Origin of the sequence: Streptomyces sp. NPDC001848, assembly GCF_042891915.1 — a bacterium.
In the GTDB taxonomy this organism is placed as follows: Bacteria; Actinomycetota; Actinomycetes; order Streptomycetales; family Streptomycetaceae; genus Streptomyces.
On record NZ_JBIATP010000006.1, the window covers coordinates 279059 to 297575 of the forward strand.

An 18517-nucleotide genomic window follows, 5' to 3' on the forward strand; every position below is an offset into this window, starting at 1 on the left:
CATGGCGTCTCTGCATGGTGCACCGGTGACCTCTGCCACCCCTCCTCGCCCCGAACTGCCCGGCCTCCCCTCGGTCTCCGGTTCACCGGCCGCCGGGCCACCCCACGGTCCCTCCCCCGACAGCGGCACCGCACCGCGCTGGTCGCTGCCCGCGCTGCTCGGCATCCTGGCGCCGGCCGCCGTGCTGTACTCCTGGAACCTGACCGGCTCGGGGCTCAACAGCTTCTACAGCGCGGCCGTGCTGAGCGGCACCCAGAGCTGGAAGGCGTGGTTCTTCGGCTCGTTGGACGCGGGCAACTTCCTCACCGTCGACAAACCGCCGCTCGCGCTCATGGTCATGGGCCTTTCCTGCCGCGTGTTCGGCTTCGGCACCTGGCAGATGATGGCGCCGATGATCGTCGCCGCACTGGCGACCATCTGGATCCTGCACTCCTCCGTGAAGCGGGTATGGGGCCACGGGGCGGCCACCGTCGCCGCGCTGGTGCTCGCGCTGACGCCCATCACGGTCGCCATCAACCGGGACAACAACCCGGACACGCTGCTGGTCCTGCTGATGGTCGGGGCGGCGGCGCTCGCGCTGCGCGCGGTGACGAACGGCCGGCTGCTGCCGCTGCTGGGCTCGGCCGTGTGCTTCGGACTGGCGTTCAACACCAAGATGCTGCAGGGGTACATCGCGCTGCCCGCCGTCTTCGCGGTCCATCTCTGCGCGGCCCGGCCGCCGTTGGTGAAGCGCTTCGTGAACCTGCTCGTCGCGGCCGTGGTCCTGGCCGTCTCCAGCTTCTGGTGGGCGGCGGCCGTGTCATTGGTGCCCGCTTCCGAACGGCCGTACATCGGCGGCTCGACGGACGGCACCGCCTGGAACCTGATCACGGGGTACAACGGCCTCGGCCGCATCTTCGGCGGCGAGGGCAACATGGGCGGCGGGGGCGGAGGCGGAGGCTTCTCCGGCTCGGCGGGCATCGGCCGCATGTTCAACGACATCCTGGGCGGCCAGATCTCCTGGCTGATCCCCTTCGCGGCGATCGCGTGCGGTGCCGGCCTGGTGCTGTGCGGCCGGGCGCCGCGCACGGACCTGACGAGGGCCGCGCTGCTGCTGTGGGGCGGCTGGACGGCGCTGCACTACCTGACCTTCGCGATGGCCGAGGGCACCATGCACCCGTACTACACGACCGCGCTCGCACCCGGCATCGCGGCGCTGTGCGGGGGCGGGGGCGTGATGCTGCTGCGCGCGTTCCGTGCCGACAAGCGCTGGGCATGGGTGCTTCCGGTGGGACTGGCCGTGACGGCCGGCTGGGCGATCGTGCTGCTGCGCCGGGCCTCCGGCTGGAACACCTGGCTGTGGCCGGCCGTCGCTGTGGTCATGGCGGCGGCGATCGTCGGCCTGTTCGTCTTCCGCTCGGGCAACCGCGTCCGGCTCCTCGCGGCCTCCGTCGCCGCGGCGGTCGTCGCGGCGCTCGCGGGCCCGGCGGCGTACGCCTGGTCGGTGCCGTCCCGTTCGGGCGGCGGCGGCATGGGCGGTACGAACCCGACCGCCGGTCCCTCCACGGGTGGTGGCTTCGGCGGCCGGCCGAGCGGCAACCGCGGCGGCTTCGGCGGGGGCAACGGCGGCCCTGGCAACGGCGGGATGCCGGGCGGCACACAGCAGGGCTCGGGCCAGAACACCGAGGCCGGCGGCGGCCCGAGCGGCGGCGCCCCCGGCGGCGCCCCCGGCGGCGGCCTCCCCGGTGGCCAACAGGGCAGCGGCACAACCGAGATGGGCGGCTCGCCCCCGAACGGCACCGGCGGCGAGCCCGGCACCCAGGACGGTGCGACCGGCAACGACCGCACGCGCGGGGGCTTCGGTGGCGGCCCCGGTGGCGTGGGCGGGGCGAGCAGCGAGCTCATCGCCTACCTGAAGAAGCACCGGGACGGGGCCACGTGGCTGCTCGCGGTCTCCAACTCGCAGGGCGCGGCGCAGATCGAGCTGGGCAGCAACGTGCCGGTCATCTCGATGTGGGGCTTCACCGGAACCGACCGGGCGATGACCGTCGCCAAGCTCGAGGAGCTGGTGAAGAAGGGCGAACTCCACTACATCCAGCTCGGCGGCATGGGGGGCGGCCCGGGCGGCGGCAACAACAGCCTCAGCTCCGAGGTGACGTCCTGGGTGCGCAAGCACGGCACGGCCGTGAAGGAGAGCGCCTACAGCAGGACCACGACGTCGAGCTCTTCCTCGGAGAGGAACTCCTCGTCGCAGAGCAGCCAGTCGACGCTCTACCGCCTGGACCCGTCCGACGTCAGCTGAGGTGCGTCGGCGCGAACATCCGCAGTACCGCCGGCAGGACGACCACCGAAGGCCCCGGTTCCGCCAGGGCCTTCGCCAGGTCGGCCTCCAGGGTGGCCGGGCTCGTACGCACGCCCGGGACGCCGAAGGACTCCGCCAGGGCGACGTAGTCGGGGCGGGTCAGTTCCGTCGCCGTGGCCTGGCCGAAGGCGTCCGTCATGTACTCGCGCAGGATGCCGTAGCCGCCGTCGTCGACGATCAGCCAGGTGACGTCGAGGCCGTACTGCCGCGCCGTGGCCAGTTCCGCGATGGAGTACAGGGCGCCGCCGTCACCCGACACGGCGAGCACCGGACGCGTGGGGTCCGCCGCCGCCGCGCCGAGGGCCGCCGGGAAGCCGTAGCCGAGACCGCCGGCTCCCTGCGCCGAGTGCATGGTGTTGGGAGCCTTCGCGTCGAAGGCCGACCAGGCCCAGTACGCCAGGATCGTCATGTCCCAGAAGGACGGGGAGCCCTCCGGGAGGGCGCGCCGCACCGACGCCAGCACCTCCTGTTCGAGGGCCAGGTCCTGGGAGGCGATCCGGTCGGCCACCTTCGACAGCACTGTCCGTACCCGCTCCGGGGCGTTCGCGTCCTCGCGTGGCTCCACCGTCTCCAGCAGCGCCTGCAGTGCCAGGCGTGCGTCCGCGTGGATGCCGAGGGCGGGGTGGTTGGACTCCAGCTTGCCGAGGTCCGCCTCGATCTGGACGACCCGGCCGCGCGGCTCGAACGTGTGGTAGTTCGAGGAGAGTTCACCCAGGCCCGAGCCGACCACCAGCAGGACGTCCGCGTCCTCGAGGAAGTCGGTGGTGTGGCGGTCCTCCAGCCAGGACTGGAGGGACAGCGGGTGTTCCCAGGGGAAGGCTCCCTTGCCGCCGAAGGTGGTGACGACGGGGGCGTTCAGCTTCTCGGCGAGCGCCAGGAGCTTGCCGGACGCGTCCGACCTGACCACTCCCCCGCCCGCGATGATCGCCGGGCGCTCGGCGCGCGACAGCAGGCGCGCGGCCACCGCGGTGAGTTCGGGACGCGGCGGCAGCTCGTCCGGGGTCGCGTCCACCGCCGTGACCACCGGCAGGCGCGTCTCGGCCAGCAGTACGTCCTGCGGGATCTCCACCCACACCGGGCCGTGCGGCACCGTCAGCGCCGACTTCCAGGCCTCGGCGATCGCCGACGGGATCTGCGACTGCGTACGGACCGTGTGGACCGACTTCACCACGCCCCGGAACGAGGCCGCCTGGTCGGGGAGTTCGTGCAGATAGCCGTGGCGGCCGCCGCCCAGGCCGGGGGTCGGGATCTGGCTGCTGATCGCGAGCACGGGCGCCGATGCCGCCGCGGCCTCCTGGAGCGCGGCCAGGGACGTCAGCGCGCCGGGGCCGGTGGACAGCAGCAGCGGCGCCGCCTCACCGGTGATCCGCCCGTACGCGTCCGCCGCGAACCCCGCGTTGTTCTCCACCCGGAGCCCGACGTACCTGAGGTCGGAGCGGCGCAGCGCGTCGAACATGCCGAGGGCGTGCTGGCCGGGCAGGCCGAAGACCGTCGTCGCGCCCAGCCCGGCCAGGGTCTCCACGACCAGGTCTCCGCCGTTACGGCCGGGGGGAGGATTGAGGGCGGCCTCCGTCTGGGCTGTCGTGGGGCGGAGGACCAGGTCGTGGTCGTGGGTCACTTGCTCTCGGTCTCCTCACCGGTACGGGCCGCCGCGATCTGGCGGCTCATGATCGTCGTCAGTTCGTACGCCGTGTGGGAGGCGGCCACCGACGTGATCTCCGCGTGGTCGTAGGCGGGCGCCACCTCGACGACGTCCGCGGAGACCAGGTTGCAGGACGCCAGGCCCCGGAGGATCTCGAGGAGTTCCCGGGAGGTCATGCCGCCCGCCTCCGGGGTGCCGGTGCCGGGGGCGTGCGCCGGGTCGAGGCAGTCGATGTCGATGGAGATGTACAGCGGGCGGTCGCCGATGCGCTGGCGCAGCTGGTCGGCGACCTCGTCGGCGCCGCGCCGGTAGATGTCGGCGGAGGTGACGATGCCGAAGCCCATCTTCTCGTCGTCGGTCAGGTCCTGCTTGCCGTACAGCGGGCCGCGGGTGCCGACGTGGGAGAGCGCGGAGGTGTCGAGGATGCCCTCCTCGACGGCACGGCGGAACGGGGTGCCGTGGGTGTACTCCGCGCCGAAGTAGGTGTCCCAGGTGTCGAGGTGGGCGTCGAAGTGGAGCAGCGCGACCGGGCCGTGCTGCTTGGCGACGGACCGCAGCAGCGGCAGCGCGATGGTGTGGTCGCCGCCGAGGGTCATCAGGCGGGCGCCGGTGCCGAGGAGTTCGTCGGCGGCGGCCTCGATGGTCTCCACCGCCTCGTGGATGTTGAACGGGTTCACGGCGATGTCGCCCCCGTCCGCGACCTGGGCGAGCGCGAACGGGGAGGCGTCCTGCGCCGGGTTGTACGGGCGCAGCAGGCGGGACGCCTCACGGATCGCGTTGCCGCCGAAGCGGGCGCCGGGGCGGTAGGAGACGCCCGAATCGAACGGCACGCCGACGACGGCGACGTCCGCGGTGCCAACCTCGTCGAGGCGGGGCAGCCGGGCGAAGGTCGCCGGTCCCGCGTAGCGCGGGATGCGGGACGAGTCGACGGGGCCGCGGGGCCGGCTGCCGCCTGCTGCGGGGTTCTCGGTGCTGCTCATCGTCGGACTCCTCCAGGTAATGCGTGTTTCTTCCAGTGTCGCGGAGCCCTCCGACGGGCCCCGCCCGGCCCGGCCGCCCCCTGGCGACCGGGCCGAAGCAACAGGGTCAGGCGCCCACCGTCGCGGGCTCCTCCGGGTTCGCCGCGCCCCGTCCCGCGAGCCGCTCCCGCCAGGCGGCCAGGACGGCCTCGTCGGTCGGCCTGGTCACCAGCGACACGACGACGTAGGCGGCGAGCGAGGCCGGCAGCCCGTAGTAGACGGGCTCGTTCGCGAGGATGCCGTAGGACGCCATCAGACCGATGACGGCGAGACCGCCGACCACCACCGAGGCGAGCGCGCCCTGCACGGTGCCGCGCTTCCACAGCAGACCGCCCAGGATCGGGACCAGGAGACCGCCGACGAGCAGGTTGTACGCGACGGTCAGTGCCTCGACCACGTTGTTCAGCGCGATGGCCGTGCCGATCACCGCCACCCCCATGATCAGGATGAAGGCGCGGTTGCCCTTCACCTCGTCGTGCGCCCCCTCGTCGCGGCGCACGACACCGCGCAACCGCGACCAGATGTCGTTGTTGGCGACGGTCGCACACGCGATGAGCGCACCGGAAGAGGTCGACATGACCGCGGCGAGGGCGGCGGCGAGCACCAACCCCCTTATTCCGACGGGGAGTTCCTGCTTGACGATGGTCGCGAACGCGTCGTCCGGGCTGCCCAGCTTCGGAAACAGCACCTTGGCGGCGGTGCCGATGACGGCGCCGGCGAGCGCGTAGGCCAGACAGTAGGTGCCGGCGACCGTGCCGCCCCACTTGGCCGTGGTGTCGCTGCGCGCGGTGAACACGCGCTGCCAGATGTCCTGCCCGATCAGCATGCCGAACGTGTAGATCAGGACGTAGGTGAAGATCGTCTCGCCGCCGATGCCCAGCGGGTCGAAGTAGGAGGTCGGCAGCTTGGCCTTCATCTCGCTGAAACCGCCGGCCTTGACGACCGCGATGGGCAGCAGCAGGAGCAGCACGCCGATCGTCTTGACGACGAACTGCACCATGTCGGTCAGCGTGATGGACCACATCCCGCCGAGCGTCGAGTACGCGACGACGATGGAGCCGCCGAGGACGATCGCGAGCGTCCGGTTCATGTCGAACAGGACGTCGAAGATGGTGGCGTAGGCGATGGTGGAGGTGACCGCGAGCATCAGGGTGTACGCCCACATGACCACGCCCGAGATCACGCCGGCCCGGCCGCCGTATCTGAGGTCGAGCATCTCGGAGACGGTGTAGACCTTCAGACGGGCGATGCGGGCGGAGAAGAAGACCGACAGGGCGAGCAGGCCGAGGCCGATGGTGAACACCATCCAGGCGCCCGACAGCCCGTACCGGTAGCCGAGGCCGACACCGCCGATGGTGGACGCGCCGCCGAGGACTATCGCGGCCATGGTGCCGGAGTACATGGCGGGCCCGAGGCGGCGCCCCGCCACCAGGAACTCGCTCTTGGAGCGGGCGCGGCGCATGCCCCACCAGCCCATGGCCAACATGCCGGCCAGATAGACGACGATCACTGTGTAGTCGACGGCCATGTGGGGCCCTCCTTCGCGCACTTCCCGGTGGCGTGTCGTGCAGATGGATCTCGGGGACGCGGTCGGCCGCTCGGCCCGACCGGTGGGGGCGACAGCGCTCGCGGGGACATCCGCCCGTACCCGCGGCTGCCGGTCTGGACTGACACTAAGGTGGCCGGAAAGCGACTGCGAAGTGTACGTTTCATCCATCTGAACCGAGCGGGATGGAGGAACCGTCCACCATGGCGGACACGCCCTCGGCCCCGGCGGTACCGCCGACCCCACCGGTGCCGCTCGCCGCGCTGCTGGCCCGCGAGGACCTGGCCCTGCGGCAGATCGCCGGGCCGAGGGACTCCGGCACGGCGATCCACTGGGCGCACACCTCGGAGATGGCGGATCCCTACCCGTATCTGCTGGGCGGCGAGCTGCTGCTGACGGCGGGCGTGCACATCCCGGAGGCGGCGGGTTCGGGGACCTATTTCGACGACTACGTGTCCCGGATCGTGGCGGCGGGCGGCGCGGCGCTCGGTTTCGGCCTCGCGCCGGTGCACGACACGGTGCCGCGGGCGCTGGTGGCGGCCTGCGACCACTACGGGCTGCCGCTGCTCGAGGTCCCGCCGCAGACGACGTTCTCGGGCGTGGCCCGCGCGGTCTGGCAGCTGATGGCCCAGGCCCGCCTGGCGGAACTGCGCCGCGTCACGGAGGCCCAGCAGAGCCTGGCCGCGGCGGCGGCCCGCCCTGACCCGGTGCCGTCGGTGCTGCGGCAGCTGGCCCAGCGGGTGGGGGGCCGGGCGGTGCTGTACGGACCGGACGGCGCGGAGCTGGCGGGAGGGGGGCGCGCCCCCGACGAGGCGGTTCGGACGCTGGGAGAGCTGGCGGGAGTGGTCCGCCCGGCCGGCCCTACGGGTCCCACCCCCGCCTCCGCCACCGACACCGTCGCCGGGACCCACCTCGCCGCGTACGCCCTCGGCACCGGGCAGGGCTTCGTGCTCGGGGTGGCGGCACCGCGGCGCGACCCCGGCGACCACACCATCGCCTCCGTCGCCGCGGTGCTCCTCTCCCTCCTGACCGGGGAGCACCAGAGCGGGCCCGGTGCGGCACGCTCCTCGGCGCTCGTGCGGCTGCTGCTCGGCGCCCCGGCGGAGGCGGTCGCGCCCCTGCTCGGCGGGGACCGGTGGCTGGTGGTGCACGCCCGGCCCACCAGGGAAGGACCGGCGCCGGACGCCGTGGCCGCGTCCGCGCTCGGCGCGGCGCTCGGCTCCACACTGATCGACCTGGGAGAGGGTGTCGTACGCGTCCTCGTCCCGGCCGACCGCGCCCCGGCCCCGCAGCCCGGCTGGACCCTCGGCGTCAGCGCCACCGTCGCCCCGCGCGACTGGGCCGCCGCCGACACCCAGGCCTCCCGTGCCCTGGCCCGCGCCCGCGCGACCCGCACCACGCTGGTCCGGCACGGCGAGCGCACGGGCCTGGCGGACCTGGTCCCACCGGCGGAGGCCGAGCTGCACGCCCGCACCCTGCTGGCACCCCTGGGCCAGGGCACCGCGCTCACCGAGACGCTGCGCACCTGGCTCTCCCTGCACGGCAGCTGGGACCGCACGGCGGTCGCCCTGTCGGTCCACCGCAACACGGTCCGGCAGCGGATCGCGCGGTGCGCGGCGCTGCTGGGGGTGGACCTGGACGACGCGGACGTACGGATGGAGCTGTGGTTCGCGCTCAAGCAGACGGGGGCGGGGTGAAACCGGACAATGCCCGCGCGACACCCCCGGGCGCCCCCGGCCGGAGAGTGACGCACATCCCACGGAACGAAACACCGGCGGACCGCGCGGAGCGCCCCGGCAGAATGGGGCACATGCCGATACCCGGGATCCCCAGCCGCTCCGAGCTCCTCGTCCACCTCGTCCGGACCCGTATCGCGGGTGAGGTGGCCACGCCCCGCGAGAACAACCTCTCCCACTACCGCAAGCTCGCGAACGGCGACCGGAACTATTGGTTCGGCCTGGAGCTCGGCGACCGCTGGAGGGACGAGCAGGACGTCCTCGCGGTCATGGCGGAGCGCTGCGGCGTCAACGACGACCCCGAGTACCGCTACGGCCAGGACACCATCGACCCGGAACTGACGGTCGACGCTCTGGACCGGCTCGCGGGCCGTCTGCGCAAGGCCGCCGAGGGCGGGCAGCGCGTGCTGTTCGCCACCGGACACCCCGGCGGCCTCCTCGACGTGCACCGCGCCACCGCCGCCGCCCTGCGCGCCGCCGGCTGCGAGATCGTGGTGATCCCGGACGGGCTGCGGACGGACGAGGGGTACGTCATGCAGTTCGCGGACGTGGCCGTCCTGGAGCACGGCGCGACGCTCTGGCACACCCACTCGGGCGAGCCGATGCGGGCGATCCTGAAGGGCCTGGAGGGCGAGGGACGCCCCCTGCCGGACCTGGTGGTCGCCGACCACGGCTGGGCGGGCTGCGCGGGACAGCTCGGCATCGACTCCGTCGGGTACGCCGACTGCAACGACCCGGCCCTCTTCATCGCCGAGGCCGAGGGCACCGTCCAGGTGACGGTCCCCCTCGACGACCACGTCACGAGCCCGCGCCACTACGACCCGCTGACGGCGTACCTGCTGCACGCGGCGGGCTTGAAGGAGGACTGAGCGGATCAGCGGGGGACGCGGACCACGCCCTCCTGGATGACCGTGATCGCCAGCTGCCCGTCCTGGGTGTAGATGCGGGCCTGGCCCAGCCCGCGTCCCCCGGAGGCCGACGGCGACTCCTGGTCGTACAGCAGCCATTCGTCGGCCCGGAACGGCCGGTGGAACCACATGGCGTGGTCCAGCGAGGCCCCGACCACGTCACCCACGGCCCAGCCGCCGCGCCCGTGTGCGAGCAGCACGGAGTCGAGGAGCGTCATGTCGGAGACGTAGGTGGCGAGGACGACGTGCAGCAGGGGTTCGTCGATGTCACCGTCGAGCTTGCCGTTGGTGCGGAACCACACCTGGGAGTGCGGCTCGCGCGGCTCGCCGAACCTGCCGTACGGCGGCTCGTCCACGTACCGCAGGTCGACGGCCTCGCGGGCCTCGAGGAACCGCTCCACCACCTCGGGAGCGAGGTGGTCGTAGCCGAGCAGCCGCTCCTGGGAGGTGGGCAGGGTGGCCGGGTCGGGCGCGGGCGGCATCGGCGCCTGGTGCTCCAGGCCCTCCTCGTACGTCTGGAACGACGCGGAGAGGTGGAAGATGGGCTGCCCGTGCTGGACGGCCACGACCCGGCGGGTGGTGAACGAACGCCCGTCGCGGATGCGGTCGACCGTGTAGACGATGGGCGCGCCGGGGTCGCCGGGGCGCAGGAAGTACGCGTGCAGCGAGTGCGCGTGCCGTTCCGCGGGGACCGTGCGCCCCGCGGCGACCAGTGCCTGGGCCGCGACCTGCCCGCCGAAGACGCGCGGGACCACGGCGGACCGGGACTGGCCGCGGAAGATGTCCTGCTCGATCCGCTCCAGGTCGAGCAGATCGAGCAGGGACTGAAGTGCCTGACTCATGGGGTCAGTTGTATCGGGCACTTTTTTCGGTGACCTTACAGACCCATGTCCTTCGCGATGATCGTCTTCATGATCTCGCTGGTGCCGCCGTAGATGCGGTTGACGCGGTTGTCGGCGTACAGACGGGCGATCGGGTACTCGTTCATGTAGCCGTAGCCGCCGTGCAGCTGGAGGCAGCGGTCGATGACGCGGTGGGCGACCTCGGTGCAGAACAGCTTGGCGGAGGCGGCCTCGGCAGGGGTCAGCTCGCCGGCGTCGAGGGCCTCGAGCGCGCGGTCGGCGACGGCCTCGGCGGCGTCCACCTCGGCCTGGCAGGCGGCCAGCTCGAACTTGGTGTTCTGGAAGTGGGCGACCGGCTTGCCGAAGACGGTGCGCTCCTGGACGTACTGCTTGGCGAACCGGACGGCGGCCTTGGCCTGCGCGTAGGCGCCGAAGGCGATGCCCCAGCGCTCGGAGGCCAGGTTGTGGCCGAGGTAGTGGAAGCCCTTGTTCTCCTCGCCGAGCAGGTCCTCGACCGGCACCTTGACGTCGACGAAGGCCAGCTCGGCGGTGTCGGAGGTGCGCAGGCCCAGCTTGTCCAGCTTGCGGCCGATGGAGTAGCCCTCGGACTTGGTGTCCACGGCGAACAGGGATATGCCGAAGCGGCGGTCGTCCTCGCGCGGGGCGGCGGTGCGGGCGCAGACGATGACGCGGTCGGCGTGGACGCCGCCGGTGATGAAGGTCTTGGCGCCGTTGAGGACGTAGTGCGTGCCGTCCTCGGAGAGCTTGGCGGTGGTCTTCATGCCCGCGAGGTCGGAGCCGGTGCCCGGCTCGGTCATCGCGATGGCCCACATCTCCTCGCCGGTGACGAACTTCGGCAGGTAGCGCTTCTTCTGCTCGTCGGTGGCGAGCATCTTGATGTACGGCAGGGCGAGCAGGACGTGCACTCCGGAGCCGCCGAACTGCACGCCCGCGCGCGCGGTCTCCTCGTAGAGGACGGCCTCGAACTTGTGGGTGTCCAGGCCGGCGCCGCCGTACTCCTCGGGCACGCTGATGCCGAAGATGCCCAGGTCGCCGAGCTTGTAGTAGAAGTCGCGCGGCGCCTGGCCGGCCGCGAACCACTCGTCGTACACCGGTACGACCTCGGCCTCGATGAAGGCGCGCAGGGTCTCCCGGAACGCCTCGTGGTCCTCGTTGAACACAGTACGGCGCACCGCCGCCACCTCCAGCTGGCTACTTCCGGCCATGTCTAAGCGCTTGCTCAGACCTAACCGTACCGGCCAGTACGGACGACAGTCCAGAGGCACCCAGCCGTAACGCTCGTCACGCTTGCGGAGCAGACCCCCGGCTCATTCCGCCCCCGCCGCCGCGAACGCCCCCCGCGCCATCCGGTGCAGCAGCTCCGCCGTGGTGCCCCGCCCCGGCAGCGAACCCGGCCGCCCCAGATGCGGCGTCGAGTTGAGCAGCCCGAAGACCGAGTGGACCGCCGAGCGCGCGGCCGGCTCCGCCAGCGCCGGGTACACCTCGCGGAGCACCTCCACCCACAGCTCCACGTACTGCCGCTGCAGCTGGCGCACGAGCTTGCGGTCGCTGTCCCGGAGGCGGTCCAGCTCGCGGTCGTGCAGGGTGATCAGGGGACGGTCGTCCAGCGCGAAGTCGATGTGCCCCTCGATCAGCGAGTCGAGGACCGCCTCCGGGTTCCGCCCGTCGGGACCACCGTCGGCCTCGGCGACCCGCCGCCTGGCCCCGGTCAGCAGCTGCCCGCTGATCCCCACGAGCAGCTCGGCGAGCATGGCGTCCTTGCCCGCGAAGTGCCGGTACAGACCGGGCCCGCTGATGCCGACCGCGGCCCCTATCTCGTCGACACCGACGCCATGGAAGCCGCGCTCGGCGAACAGCCGCGCGGCCTCCTTCAGGATCTGCTCGCGACGGGTGGGGGCGTCGGTTCTCGTGGCCATGAAAACAATTCTAGACAGGGAGGTTAGCGGTCGTTAACCTGAAGGAAATGCGTTAACGCTCATTAACAAGGTGAGGGGACCGCAGGATGCACGAGGCACCGGAGCTGACGAGCGCCGCAGACCCCGCGTCGGAGGCCTGGCGGGCCAACGAGGCGGCGCACCGCGCCCTGGTGGAGGAGCTGCACGCCAAGCTGGCCGCGGCTCGGCTGGGCGGCGGTGAGAAGGCCCGCGCGCGCCACACCGCGCGCGGCAAGCTGCTGCCGCGCGATCGCGTGGACACCCTGCTGGATCCGGGCTCGCCCTTCCTGGAGCTGGCACCGCTGGCCGCCGAGGGGATGTACGACGGGCAGGCGCCGGCCGCCGGGGTGATCGCCGGGATCGGGCGGGTCAGCGGTCGCGAGTGCGTGATCGTCGCCAACGACGCGACCGTCAAGGGCGGGACGTACTACCCGATGACGGTGAAGAAGCACCTGCGGGCCCAGGAGGTGGCCCTCGACAACCGCCTCCCCTGCGTCTACCTGGTCGACTCCGGAGGCGCCTTCCTGCCCATGCAGGACGAGGTCTTCCCCGACCGAGAGCACTTCGGGCGGATCTTCTACAACCAGGCGCGGATGTCGGGCGCCGGCATCCCCCAGATCGCCGCCGTGCTCGGGTCCTGCACGGCGGGCGGGGCGTACGTCCCGGCGATGAGCGACGAGGCCGTGATCGTCCGGAACCAGGGCACGATCTTCCTCGGCGGGCCCCCTCTGGTGAAGGCGGCCACGGGTGAGGTCGTCACCGCCGAGGAACTGGGCGGCGGTGAGGTCCACGCGCGTGTGTCGGGCGTGACGGACCACCTGGCGGAGGACGACGCGCACGCGCTGCGGATCGTGCGGAACATCGTCGCGACCCTCCCCGCGCGCGGAGCCCTGCCCTGGGAGGTGGTCCCCTCCACCGAGCCCAAGGTGGACCCGTACGGGATGTACGGGGCGGTACCGGTGGACTCCCGCACGCCCTATGACGTCCGCGAGGTCATCGCGCGCGTGGTGGACGGTTCCCGTTTCGCCGAGTTCAAGGCGGAGTTCGGGCAGACCCTGGTCACCGGCTTCGCCCGGATCCACGGCCACCCGGTGGGGATCGTCGCCAACAACGGCATCCTGTTCTCCGAGTCGGCCCAGAAGGGCGCCCACTTCATCGAGCTGTGCGACCAGCGCGGCATCCCGCTGGTCTTCCTGCAGAACATCTCCGGCTTCATGGTGGGCCGCGACTACGAGGCGGGCGGCATCGCCAAGCACGGCGCCAAGATGGTGACGGCGGTCGCGTGCACGCGCGTGCCGAAGCTCACCGTGGTGATCGGCGGCTCGTTCGGCGCGGGGAACTACTCGATGTGCGGCCGGGCGTACTCGCCGCGCTTCCTGTGGATGTGGCCGAACGCCAAGATCTCGGTGATGGGCGGCGAGCAGGCCGCCTCGGTCCTCGCCACCGTCAAGCGCGACCAGCTCCAGGCGCGCGGCGAGTCCTGGCCGGCGGCGGAAGAGGAGGCGTTCAAGGCCCCGATCCGCGCCCAGTACGAGCGCCAGGGCAACGCCTACTACGCGACGGCCCGCCTGTGGGACGACGGCGTGATCGACCCGCTGGAGACCCGGCAGGTCCTGGGCCTGGCCCTGACCGCGTGTGCCAACGCGCCCCTGGGTGAACCCCAGTTCGGCGTCTTCCGGATGTGAGGGGGGCTTGACGACCATGTTCGAGACAGTGCTTGTGGCCAACCGGGGCGAGATCGCCGTCCGTGTCATCCGCACGTTGCGGTCGATGGGCGTGCGCTCGGTGGCCGTCTTCTCCGACGCCGACGCCGACGCCCGGCACGTCCGGGAGGCCGACACGGCGGTACGCATCGGACCGGCGCCGGCGGCCGAGAGCTATCTGTCGGTGGCGCGCCTGCTGGAGGCCGCCGCCCGGACCGGCGCCCAGGCGGTGCACCCGGGATACGGCTTCCTCGCGGAGAACGCGGCGTTCGCGCGGGCGTGCGCCGAGGCGGGGCTGGTGTTCATCGGGCCGCCCGCGGAGGCGATCGCCCTGATGGGCGACAAGATCCGGGCCAAGGAGACGGTACGGGCGGCGGGAGTGCCGGTCGTCCCGGGGTCGAACGGCAGCGGCCTCACGGACGCCGAACTGGCGGAGGCCGCCCGCGAGATCGGCATGCCGGTGCTGCTCAAGCCCAGCGCGGGCGGCGGCGGCAAGGGCATGCGGCTGGTGCGGGACGCCTCGGCACTGCCCGACGAGATCGCCGCCGCCCGCCGCGAGGCCCGCGCCGCCTTCGGCGACGACACGCTGCTCGTCGAACGGTGGATCGACCGCCCCCGGCACATCGAGATCCAGGTCCTGGCGGACGGCCACGGGAACGTGGTGCACCTGGGCGAGCGCGAATGCTCCCTCCAGCGCCGCCACCAGAAGATCATCGAGGAGGCGCCCAGCGTGCTCCTCGACGAGGCCACGCGTGCGGCGATGGGCGAGGCGGCGGTCCAGGCGGCCCGCTCGTGCGGGTACGAGGGCGCGGGCACGGTGGAGTTCATCGTGCCCGGCGGCGACCCCTCGTCGTACCACTTCATGGAGATGAACACCCGCCTGCAGGTGGAACACCCGGTCACCGAACTGGTCACGGGCCTGGACCTGGTGGAGTGGCAGCTGCGGGTGGCGGCGGGCGAGCGCCTGTCCTTCAAACAGGACGACGTCACGCTCACCGGGCACGCGATCGAGGCCCGTATCTGCGCCGAGGACCCGGCGCGCGGCTTCCTGCCCTCCGGCGGCACGGTGCTGAGGCTGCACGAGCCGCAGGGAGACGGCCTCCGGACCGACTCCGGCCTGTCCGAGGGCACCGAGGTCGGCACCCTGTACGACCCGATGCTGTCGAAGGTCATCGCCTACGGCCCGGACCGCGCGACCGCGCTGCGCAGGCTCCGGGCGGCCCTCGCACAGACGGTCACCCTGGGCGTGCAGACCAACGCCGGCTTCCTGCGCCGGCTGCTGGCCCACCCGGCGGTCGTGGCCGGCGAGCTGGACACCGGGCTGGTGGAGCGCGAGGTGGACGCGCTGGTCCCGGCACAGGTGCCGGAAGAGGTCTACGAGGCCGCCGCCGCCGTACGCCTGGACGCGCTGACGCCACGCGGCGACGGCGGCTGGATCGACCCGTTCTCCGTGCCGAGCGGCTGGCGGCTCGGGGGCGAACCCAAGCCGGTGGCCTTCCCCCTGCGGGTGCACGACCCCGTGCAGTACACACCCCGGGGCACGCACACGGTCACCGAGGACCACGTGTCCGTCGTCCTGGACGGCGTACGCCACACCTTCCACCGCGCCGGCCACTGGCTCGGCCGGGACGGCGACTCCTGGCACGTGCGCGACCACGACCCGGTGGCCGCGTCCCTCACCGGCGCCGCCCGCTCCGGCACCGACTCGCTGACCGCGCCCATGCCCGGCACGGTGACCGTGGTCAAGGTGGCCGTCGGTGACGAGGTGACGGCCGGACAGAGCCTGCTGGTGGTGGAGGCGATGAAGATGGAGCACGTCATCTCCGCCCCGCACGCCGGGACCGTCACCGAACTGGACGTCGCCCCCGGCACGACGGTCGCCATGGACCAGGTGCTGGCCGTGATCGCGGCGCACGAGGAAGGCCCCGAGGACGACACGGAGGCGGAGCGATGAGCGTCGAGGAACTGCCCATGGTCGTACCGGCGCAGGACCTGCCCGCCCGGGTGCGGATCCACGAGGTCGGCCCCCGCGACGGCCTGCAGAACGAGAAGCGCACGGTACCGACCGAGGTGAAGGCCGACTTCATCCGCCGGCTCGCCGACGCGGGCCTGACCACGATCGAGGCCACCAGCTTCGTCCACCCCAAGTGGGTGCCCCAACTGGCCGACGCCGAAGAGCTGTTCCCTCTCGTCGACGACCTGCCGGTGGAGCTGCCGGTCCTGGTGCCGAACGAACGGGGCCTGGACCGCGCCCTCGCGCTGGGCGCCCGCCGGATCGCCGTCTTCGCCAGCGCCACCGAGTCCTTCGCGAAGGCCAACCTCAACCGCACGGTGGACGAGGCACTGGCGATGTTCGAACCGGTGGTCACCCGTGCGAAGGCGCAGAACGTGCACGTGCGCGGCTATCTGTCGATGTGCTTCGGCGACCCCTGGGAGGGTGCGGTCCCCGTCCACCAGGTGGTCCGCGTCTGCAAGGCGCTGATGGACATGGGCTGTGACGAGCTGAGCCTGGGCGACACGATCGGGGTGGCGACCCCGGGCCACGTCCAGGCCCTGCTGTCCCAGCTCAACGAGGAAGGCGTGCCGACCAGCGCGATCGGCGTGCACTTCCACGACACCTACGGCCAGGCGCTCGCCAACACCCTGGCGGCGCTCCAGCACGGCGTGACCACCGTCGACGCCTCGGCGGGCGGCCTCGGCGGCTGCCCCTACGCCAAGTCCGCCACCGGCAACCTCGCCACCGAAGACCTCGTCTGGATGCTCCAGGGCCTCGGCATCGACACCGGGGTCGACCTCGGCCGGCTCACCGCCACAAGCGTGTGGATGGCCGCCCACCTGGACCGGCCGAGCCCCTCCCGCACCGTCCGAGCCCTCTCCCACAAGGAGTGACCCATGGACCACCACCTCTCCCCCGAACTGGAGGAACTCCGGCGCACGGTCGAGGAGTTCGCGCACGACGTCGTCGCACCCAAGATCGGCGACTTCTACGAGCGCCACGAGTTCCCGTACGAGATCGTCCGCGAGATGGGCCGGATGGGCCTGTTCGGGCTGCCGTTCCCGGAGGAGTACGGCGGTATGGGCGGCGACTATCTGGCGCTGGGCATCGCACTGGAGGAACTGGCCCGGGTGGACTCCTCGGTGGCGATCACCCTGGAGGCAGGCGTCTCCCTCGGCGCGATGCCGATCCACCGCTTCGGCACGGAGGCCCAGAAGCGGGAGTGGCTGCCGCGCTTGTGCTCGGGCGAGATCCTGGGCGCGTTCGGCCTGACGGAACCGGAGGCCGGTTCGGACGCGGGCGGGACCCGTACGACGGCCCGCCTGGACCCGGCGACGAACGAATGGGTGATCAACGGCACCAAGTGCTTCATCACCAACTCGGGTACGGACATCACGGGCCTGGTCACGGTCACGGCGGTCACCGGCCGCACGGAGGACGGCCGCCCGGAGATCTCCTCGATCATCGTCCCGTCCGGCACCCCGGGCTTCACGGTGGCGGCCCCGTACTCGAAGGTCGGCTGGAACGCGTCGGACACCCGTGAACTGTCCTTCGCGGACGTCCGCGTCCCCGCGGCGAACCTCCTGGGCGAGGTGGGCCGGGGCTATGCCCAGTTCCTGCGCATCCTGGACGAGGGCCGTATCGCGATCGCGGCGCTCGCGACGGGCCTGGCGCAGGGCTGTGTGGACGAGTCGGTGAAGTACGCGAAGGAACGCCACGCCTTCGGTCGCCCGATCGGCGCGAACCAGGCCATCCAGTTCAAGATCGCCGACATGGAGATGAAGGCCCACACGGCCCGCCTGGCCTGGCGCGACGCAGCGTCCCGCCTGATCTCCGGCGAGCCCTTCAAGAAGGAGGCGGCCCTGGCGAAGCTCCACTCCTCCACGGTCGCGGTGGACAACGCCCGCGACGCCACCCAGATCCACGGTGGCTACGGCTTCATGAACGAGTACCCGGTGGCCCGTATGTGGCGCGACTCCAAGATCCTGGAGATCGGTGAGGGCACGAGCGAGGTACAGCGGATGCTGATCGCACGGGAGTTGGGGCTGGCGGGCTGAATCGCCCCGAAACGGATGATTCAGTACGCTCGGCGGCGGACTGCGTGAAGACGCGCGAGCGCGGAGACCTGTCGCGAGCGCGGAGACCTGTTCGCGTGCGCGGAGCGCGTGGAGGGGGCCCGGAGGGTCGGGATCGGCCCGTCCCGCCCCTTCCTCACGCTTCCGCCGAGACCACGAAGAAGAGTTGAACGCCTACCGCCACTCCAGGACGTCCCCCAGGCGCAGCGCCCCGTCCGCACCCGCTGCAGTGACCTTCTTCGGGCTTGCGCCGAGGGAGATGGGGGAGACGAAGAACTCGAGCCGAGTGCCCTGAAGTGAGGCAAAGACCATCTGCTTTCCGTCCGGCGAAATCGTCCGAACGGTGTTCTTCCGATCCGTCACCGGGATGATCGGATCGCCCAGGGCGCCCTTCGGGACGTCCGCCGAGTCGTCGAGGCGGGAAGTGTCCAGCGTCCAGAAGGAGTTCTTCCGCTTCGGGTCCTTCGCCTCGCCCAACCGCGGGCCGCACAGCACGGTCGCGCTGTCGACCCATCCATAGGGGTAGCAGTCGGCGGCATCGATGAGCACGACGGCCATCCGGGAATGGTCCTTGTCGAAGAGCTGCCGCAGCCGGGTGGGCGCGATGGGATGGGGACCGTCGTCCGAGGTGCCGGCTCGGGGAGGTTGTCAGCGCACAGCTCCACCAGTGGGGAGTCGACATCGTCCGCCTCCGCGACCACGGCCTGGGCGGGAACGGTGAAGATCCAGGAGGCTTTCGGTTTCCACGTCTGCG

At 71.9% G+C, this 18517-nt stretch carries 14 protein-coding genes; 7 read left to right on the forward strand and 7 right to left on the reverse strand.

Annotated elements, in window-relative coordinates:
* The first annotated feature begins 25 nt into the window (after window positions 1-25).
* The gene (locus tag ACFYZJ_RS14725) at window positions 26-2281 is read left to right on the forward strand and encodes an ArnT family glycosyltransferase (RefSeq protein ID WP_388567232.1); all 2256 of its coding nucleotides are present in this window, start codon (window positions 26-28) and stop codon (window positions 2279-2281) included.
* Here the strand turns inward: ACFYZJ_RS14725 and ACFYZJ_RS14730 are convergent.
* The 3 genes from ACFYZJ_RS14730 to ACFYZJ_RS14740 all read right to left on the reverse strand — a co-directional run bounded on the left by ACFYZJ_RS14730 (window position 2274) and on the right by ACFYZJ_RS14740 (window position 6530).
* Window positions 2274-3959 (reverse strand): thiamine pyrophosphate-binding protein, encoded by a 1686-nt coding sequence (locus ACFYZJ_RS14730; RefSeq protein WP_388567234.1) that lies wholly within the window; start codon window positions 3957-3959, stop codon window positions 2274-2276. The two genes, ACFYZJ_RS14725 and ACFYZJ_RS14730, sit on opposite strands and share 8 nt — an antisense overlap.
* A complete protein-coding gene (gene speB, locus ACFYZJ_RS14735; RefSeq protein WP_388567237.1) occupies window positions 3956-4963 on the reverse strand; it encodes an agmatinase in 1008 nt (335 codons plus the stop codon). Before speB ends, ACFYZJ_RS14730 begins: the two co-directional genes overlap by 4 nt.
* 106 nt (window positions 4964-5069) lie before the next feature.
* Window positions 5070-6530 (reverse strand): sodium:solute symporter, encoded by a 1461-nt coding sequence (locus ACFYZJ_RS14740; protein ID WP_388567239.1) that lies wholly within the window; start codon window positions 6528-6530, stop codon window positions 5070-5072.
* Window positions 6531-6733: 203 nt separating this feature from the next.
* On the opposite strand from ACFYZJ_RS14740, the gene ACFYZJ_RS14745 reads away from it, so the two are divergent.
* On the forward strand, window positions 6734-8245 hold the full coding sequence (locus ACFYZJ_RS14745; protein ID WP_388567242.1) for a PucR family transcriptional regulator ligand-binding domain-containing protein: 1512 nt from the start codon (window positions 6734-6736) through the stop codon (window positions 8243-8245).
* 113 nt (window positions 8246-8358) lie between these two features.
* Window positions 8359-9153, forward strand: a complete 795-nt coding sequence (locus ACFYZJ_RS14750; RefSeq protein WP_388567244.1) for a phosphatase — start codon at window positions 8359-8361, stop codon at window positions 9151-9153.
* Between the two features lie 5 nt (window positions 9154-9158).
* Here ACFYZJ_RS14750 and ACFYZJ_RS14755 read toward each other — a convergent pair whose 3' ends face one another.
* The 3 genes from ACFYZJ_RS14755 to ACFYZJ_RS14765 all read right to left on the reverse strand — a co-directional run bounded on the left by ACFYZJ_RS14755 (window position 9159) and on the right by ACFYZJ_RS14765 (window position 11971).
* Entirely contained in the window at window positions 9159-10034 is an 876-nt protein-coding gene (locus ACFYZJ_RS14755; protein ID WP_388567247.1) for an acyl-CoA thioesterase, read from the reverse strand.
* Between the two features lie 35 nt (window positions 10035-10069).
* Window positions 10070-11227 (reverse strand): acyl-CoA dehydrogenase family protein, encoded by a 1158-nt coding sequence (locus ACFYZJ_RS14760; protein ID WP_388567636.1) that lies wholly within the window; start codon window positions 11225-11227, stop codon window positions 10070-10072.
* 135 nt (window positions 11228-11362) lie between these two features.
* Window positions 11363-11971, reverse strand: coding sequence for a TetR/AcrR family transcriptional regulator (locus ACFYZJ_RS14765; RefSeq protein WP_388567249.1), 609 nt, complete (start codon window positions 11969-11971; stop codon window positions 11363-11365).
* 86 nt (window positions 11972-12057) lie between these two features.
* Here ACFYZJ_RS14765 and ACFYZJ_RS14770 point away from each other — a divergent pair, with 86 nt between their 5' ends.
* From ACFYZJ_RS14770 to ACFYZJ_RS14785, 4 genes are read left to right on the forward strand one after another with little or no spacing between them, the layout of a single operon-like run.
* Window positions 12058-13674 carry a carboxyl transferase domain-containing protein gene (locus tag ACFYZJ_RS14770; RefSeq protein WP_388567251.1) on the forward strand — a complete coding sequence of 539 codons (1617 nt, stop codon included), beginning with the start codon at window positions 12058-12060 and terminating at the stop codon, window positions 13672-13674.
* Window positions 13675-13690: 16 nt separating this feature from the next.
* Window positions 13691-15646 carry an acetyl/propionyl/methylcrotonyl-CoA carboxylase subunit alpha gene (locus ACFYZJ_RS14775; protein ID WP_388567254.1) on the forward strand — a complete coding sequence of 652 codons (1956 nt, stop codon included), beginning with the start codon at window positions 13691-13693 and terminating at the stop codon, window positions 15644-15646.
* The gene (locus ACFYZJ_RS14780; protein ID WP_388567256.1) at window positions 15643-16581 is read left to right on the forward strand and encodes a hydroxymethylglutaryl-CoA lyase; all 939 of its coding nucleotides are present in this window, start codon (window positions 15643-15645) and stop codon (window positions 16579-16581) included. Before ACFYZJ_RS14775 ends, ACFYZJ_RS14780 begins: the two co-directional genes overlap by 4 nt.
* 3 nt (window positions 16582-16584) lie before the next feature.
* Complete coding sequence (locus ACFYZJ_RS14785; RefSeq protein ID WP_388567259.1) at window positions 16585-17745, forward strand: acyl-CoA dehydrogenase family protein; 1161 nt, start codon at window positions 16585-16587, stop codon at window positions 17743-17745.
* Window positions 17746-17937: 192 nt separating this feature from the next.
* Here ACFYZJ_RS14785 and ACFYZJ_RS14790 read toward each other — a convergent pair whose 3' ends face one another.
* Window positions 17938-18321, reverse strand: coding sequence for a hypothetical protein (locus ACFYZJ_RS14790; protein WP_388567262.1), 384 nt, complete (start codon window positions 18319-18321; stop codon window positions 17938-17940).
* Between the last annotated feature and the right edge of the window lie 196 nt (window positions 18322-18517).

What these genes read in the sequence shown, in the direction of transcription:
- speB (WP_388567237.1), bottom strand. Translation starts at nt 4,963, where the DNA reads ATGAGCAGCACCGAGAACCCCGCAGCAGGCGGCAGCCGGCCCCGCGGC.
- ACFYZJ_RS14740 (WP_388567239.1), bottom strand. Translation starts at nt 6,530, where the DNA reads ATGGCCGTCGACTACACAGTGATCGTCGTCTATCTGGCCGGCATGTTG.
- ACFYZJ_RS14745 (WP_388567242.1), top strand. Translation starts at nt 6,734, where the DNA reads ATGGAGGAACCGTCCACCATGGCGGACACGCCCTCGGCCCCGGCGGTA.
- ACFYZJ_RS14750 (WP_388567244.1), top strand. Translation starts at nt 8,359, where the DNA reads ATGCCGATACCCGGGATCCCCAGCCGCTCCGAGCTCCTCGTCCACCTC.
- ACFYZJ_RS14755 (WP_388567247.1), bottom strand. Translation starts at nt 10,034, where the DNA reads ATGAGTCAGGCACTTCAGTCCCTGCTCGATCTGCTCGACCTGGAGCGG.
- ACFYZJ_RS14765 (WP_388567249.1), bottom strand. Translation starts at nt 11,971, where the DNA reads ATGGCCACGAGAACCGACGCCCCCACCCGTCGCGAGCAGATCCTGAAG.
- ACFYZJ_RS14770 (WP_388567251.1), top strand. Translation starts at nt 12,058, where the DNA reads ATGCACGAGGCACCGGAGCTGACGAGCGCCGCAGACCCCGCGTCGGAG.
- ACFYZJ_RS14775 (WP_388567254.1), top strand. Translation starts at nt 13,691, where the DNA reads ATGTTCGAGACAGTGCTTGTGGCCAACCGGGGCGAGATCGCCGTCCGT.
- ACFYZJ_RS14780 (WP_388567256.1), top strand. Translation starts at nt 15,643, where the DNA reads ATGAGCGTCGAGGAACTGCCCATGGTCGTACCGGCGCAGGACCTGCCC.
- ACFYZJ_RS14785 (WP_388567259.1), top strand. Translation starts at nt 16,585, where the DNA reads ATGGACCACCACCTCTCCCCCGAACTGGAGGAACTCCGGCGCACGGTC.
- ACFYZJ_RS14790 (WP_388567262.1), bottom strand. Translation starts at nt 18,321, where the DNA reads ATGGCCGTCGTGCTCATCGATGCCGCCGACTGCTACCCCTATGGATGG.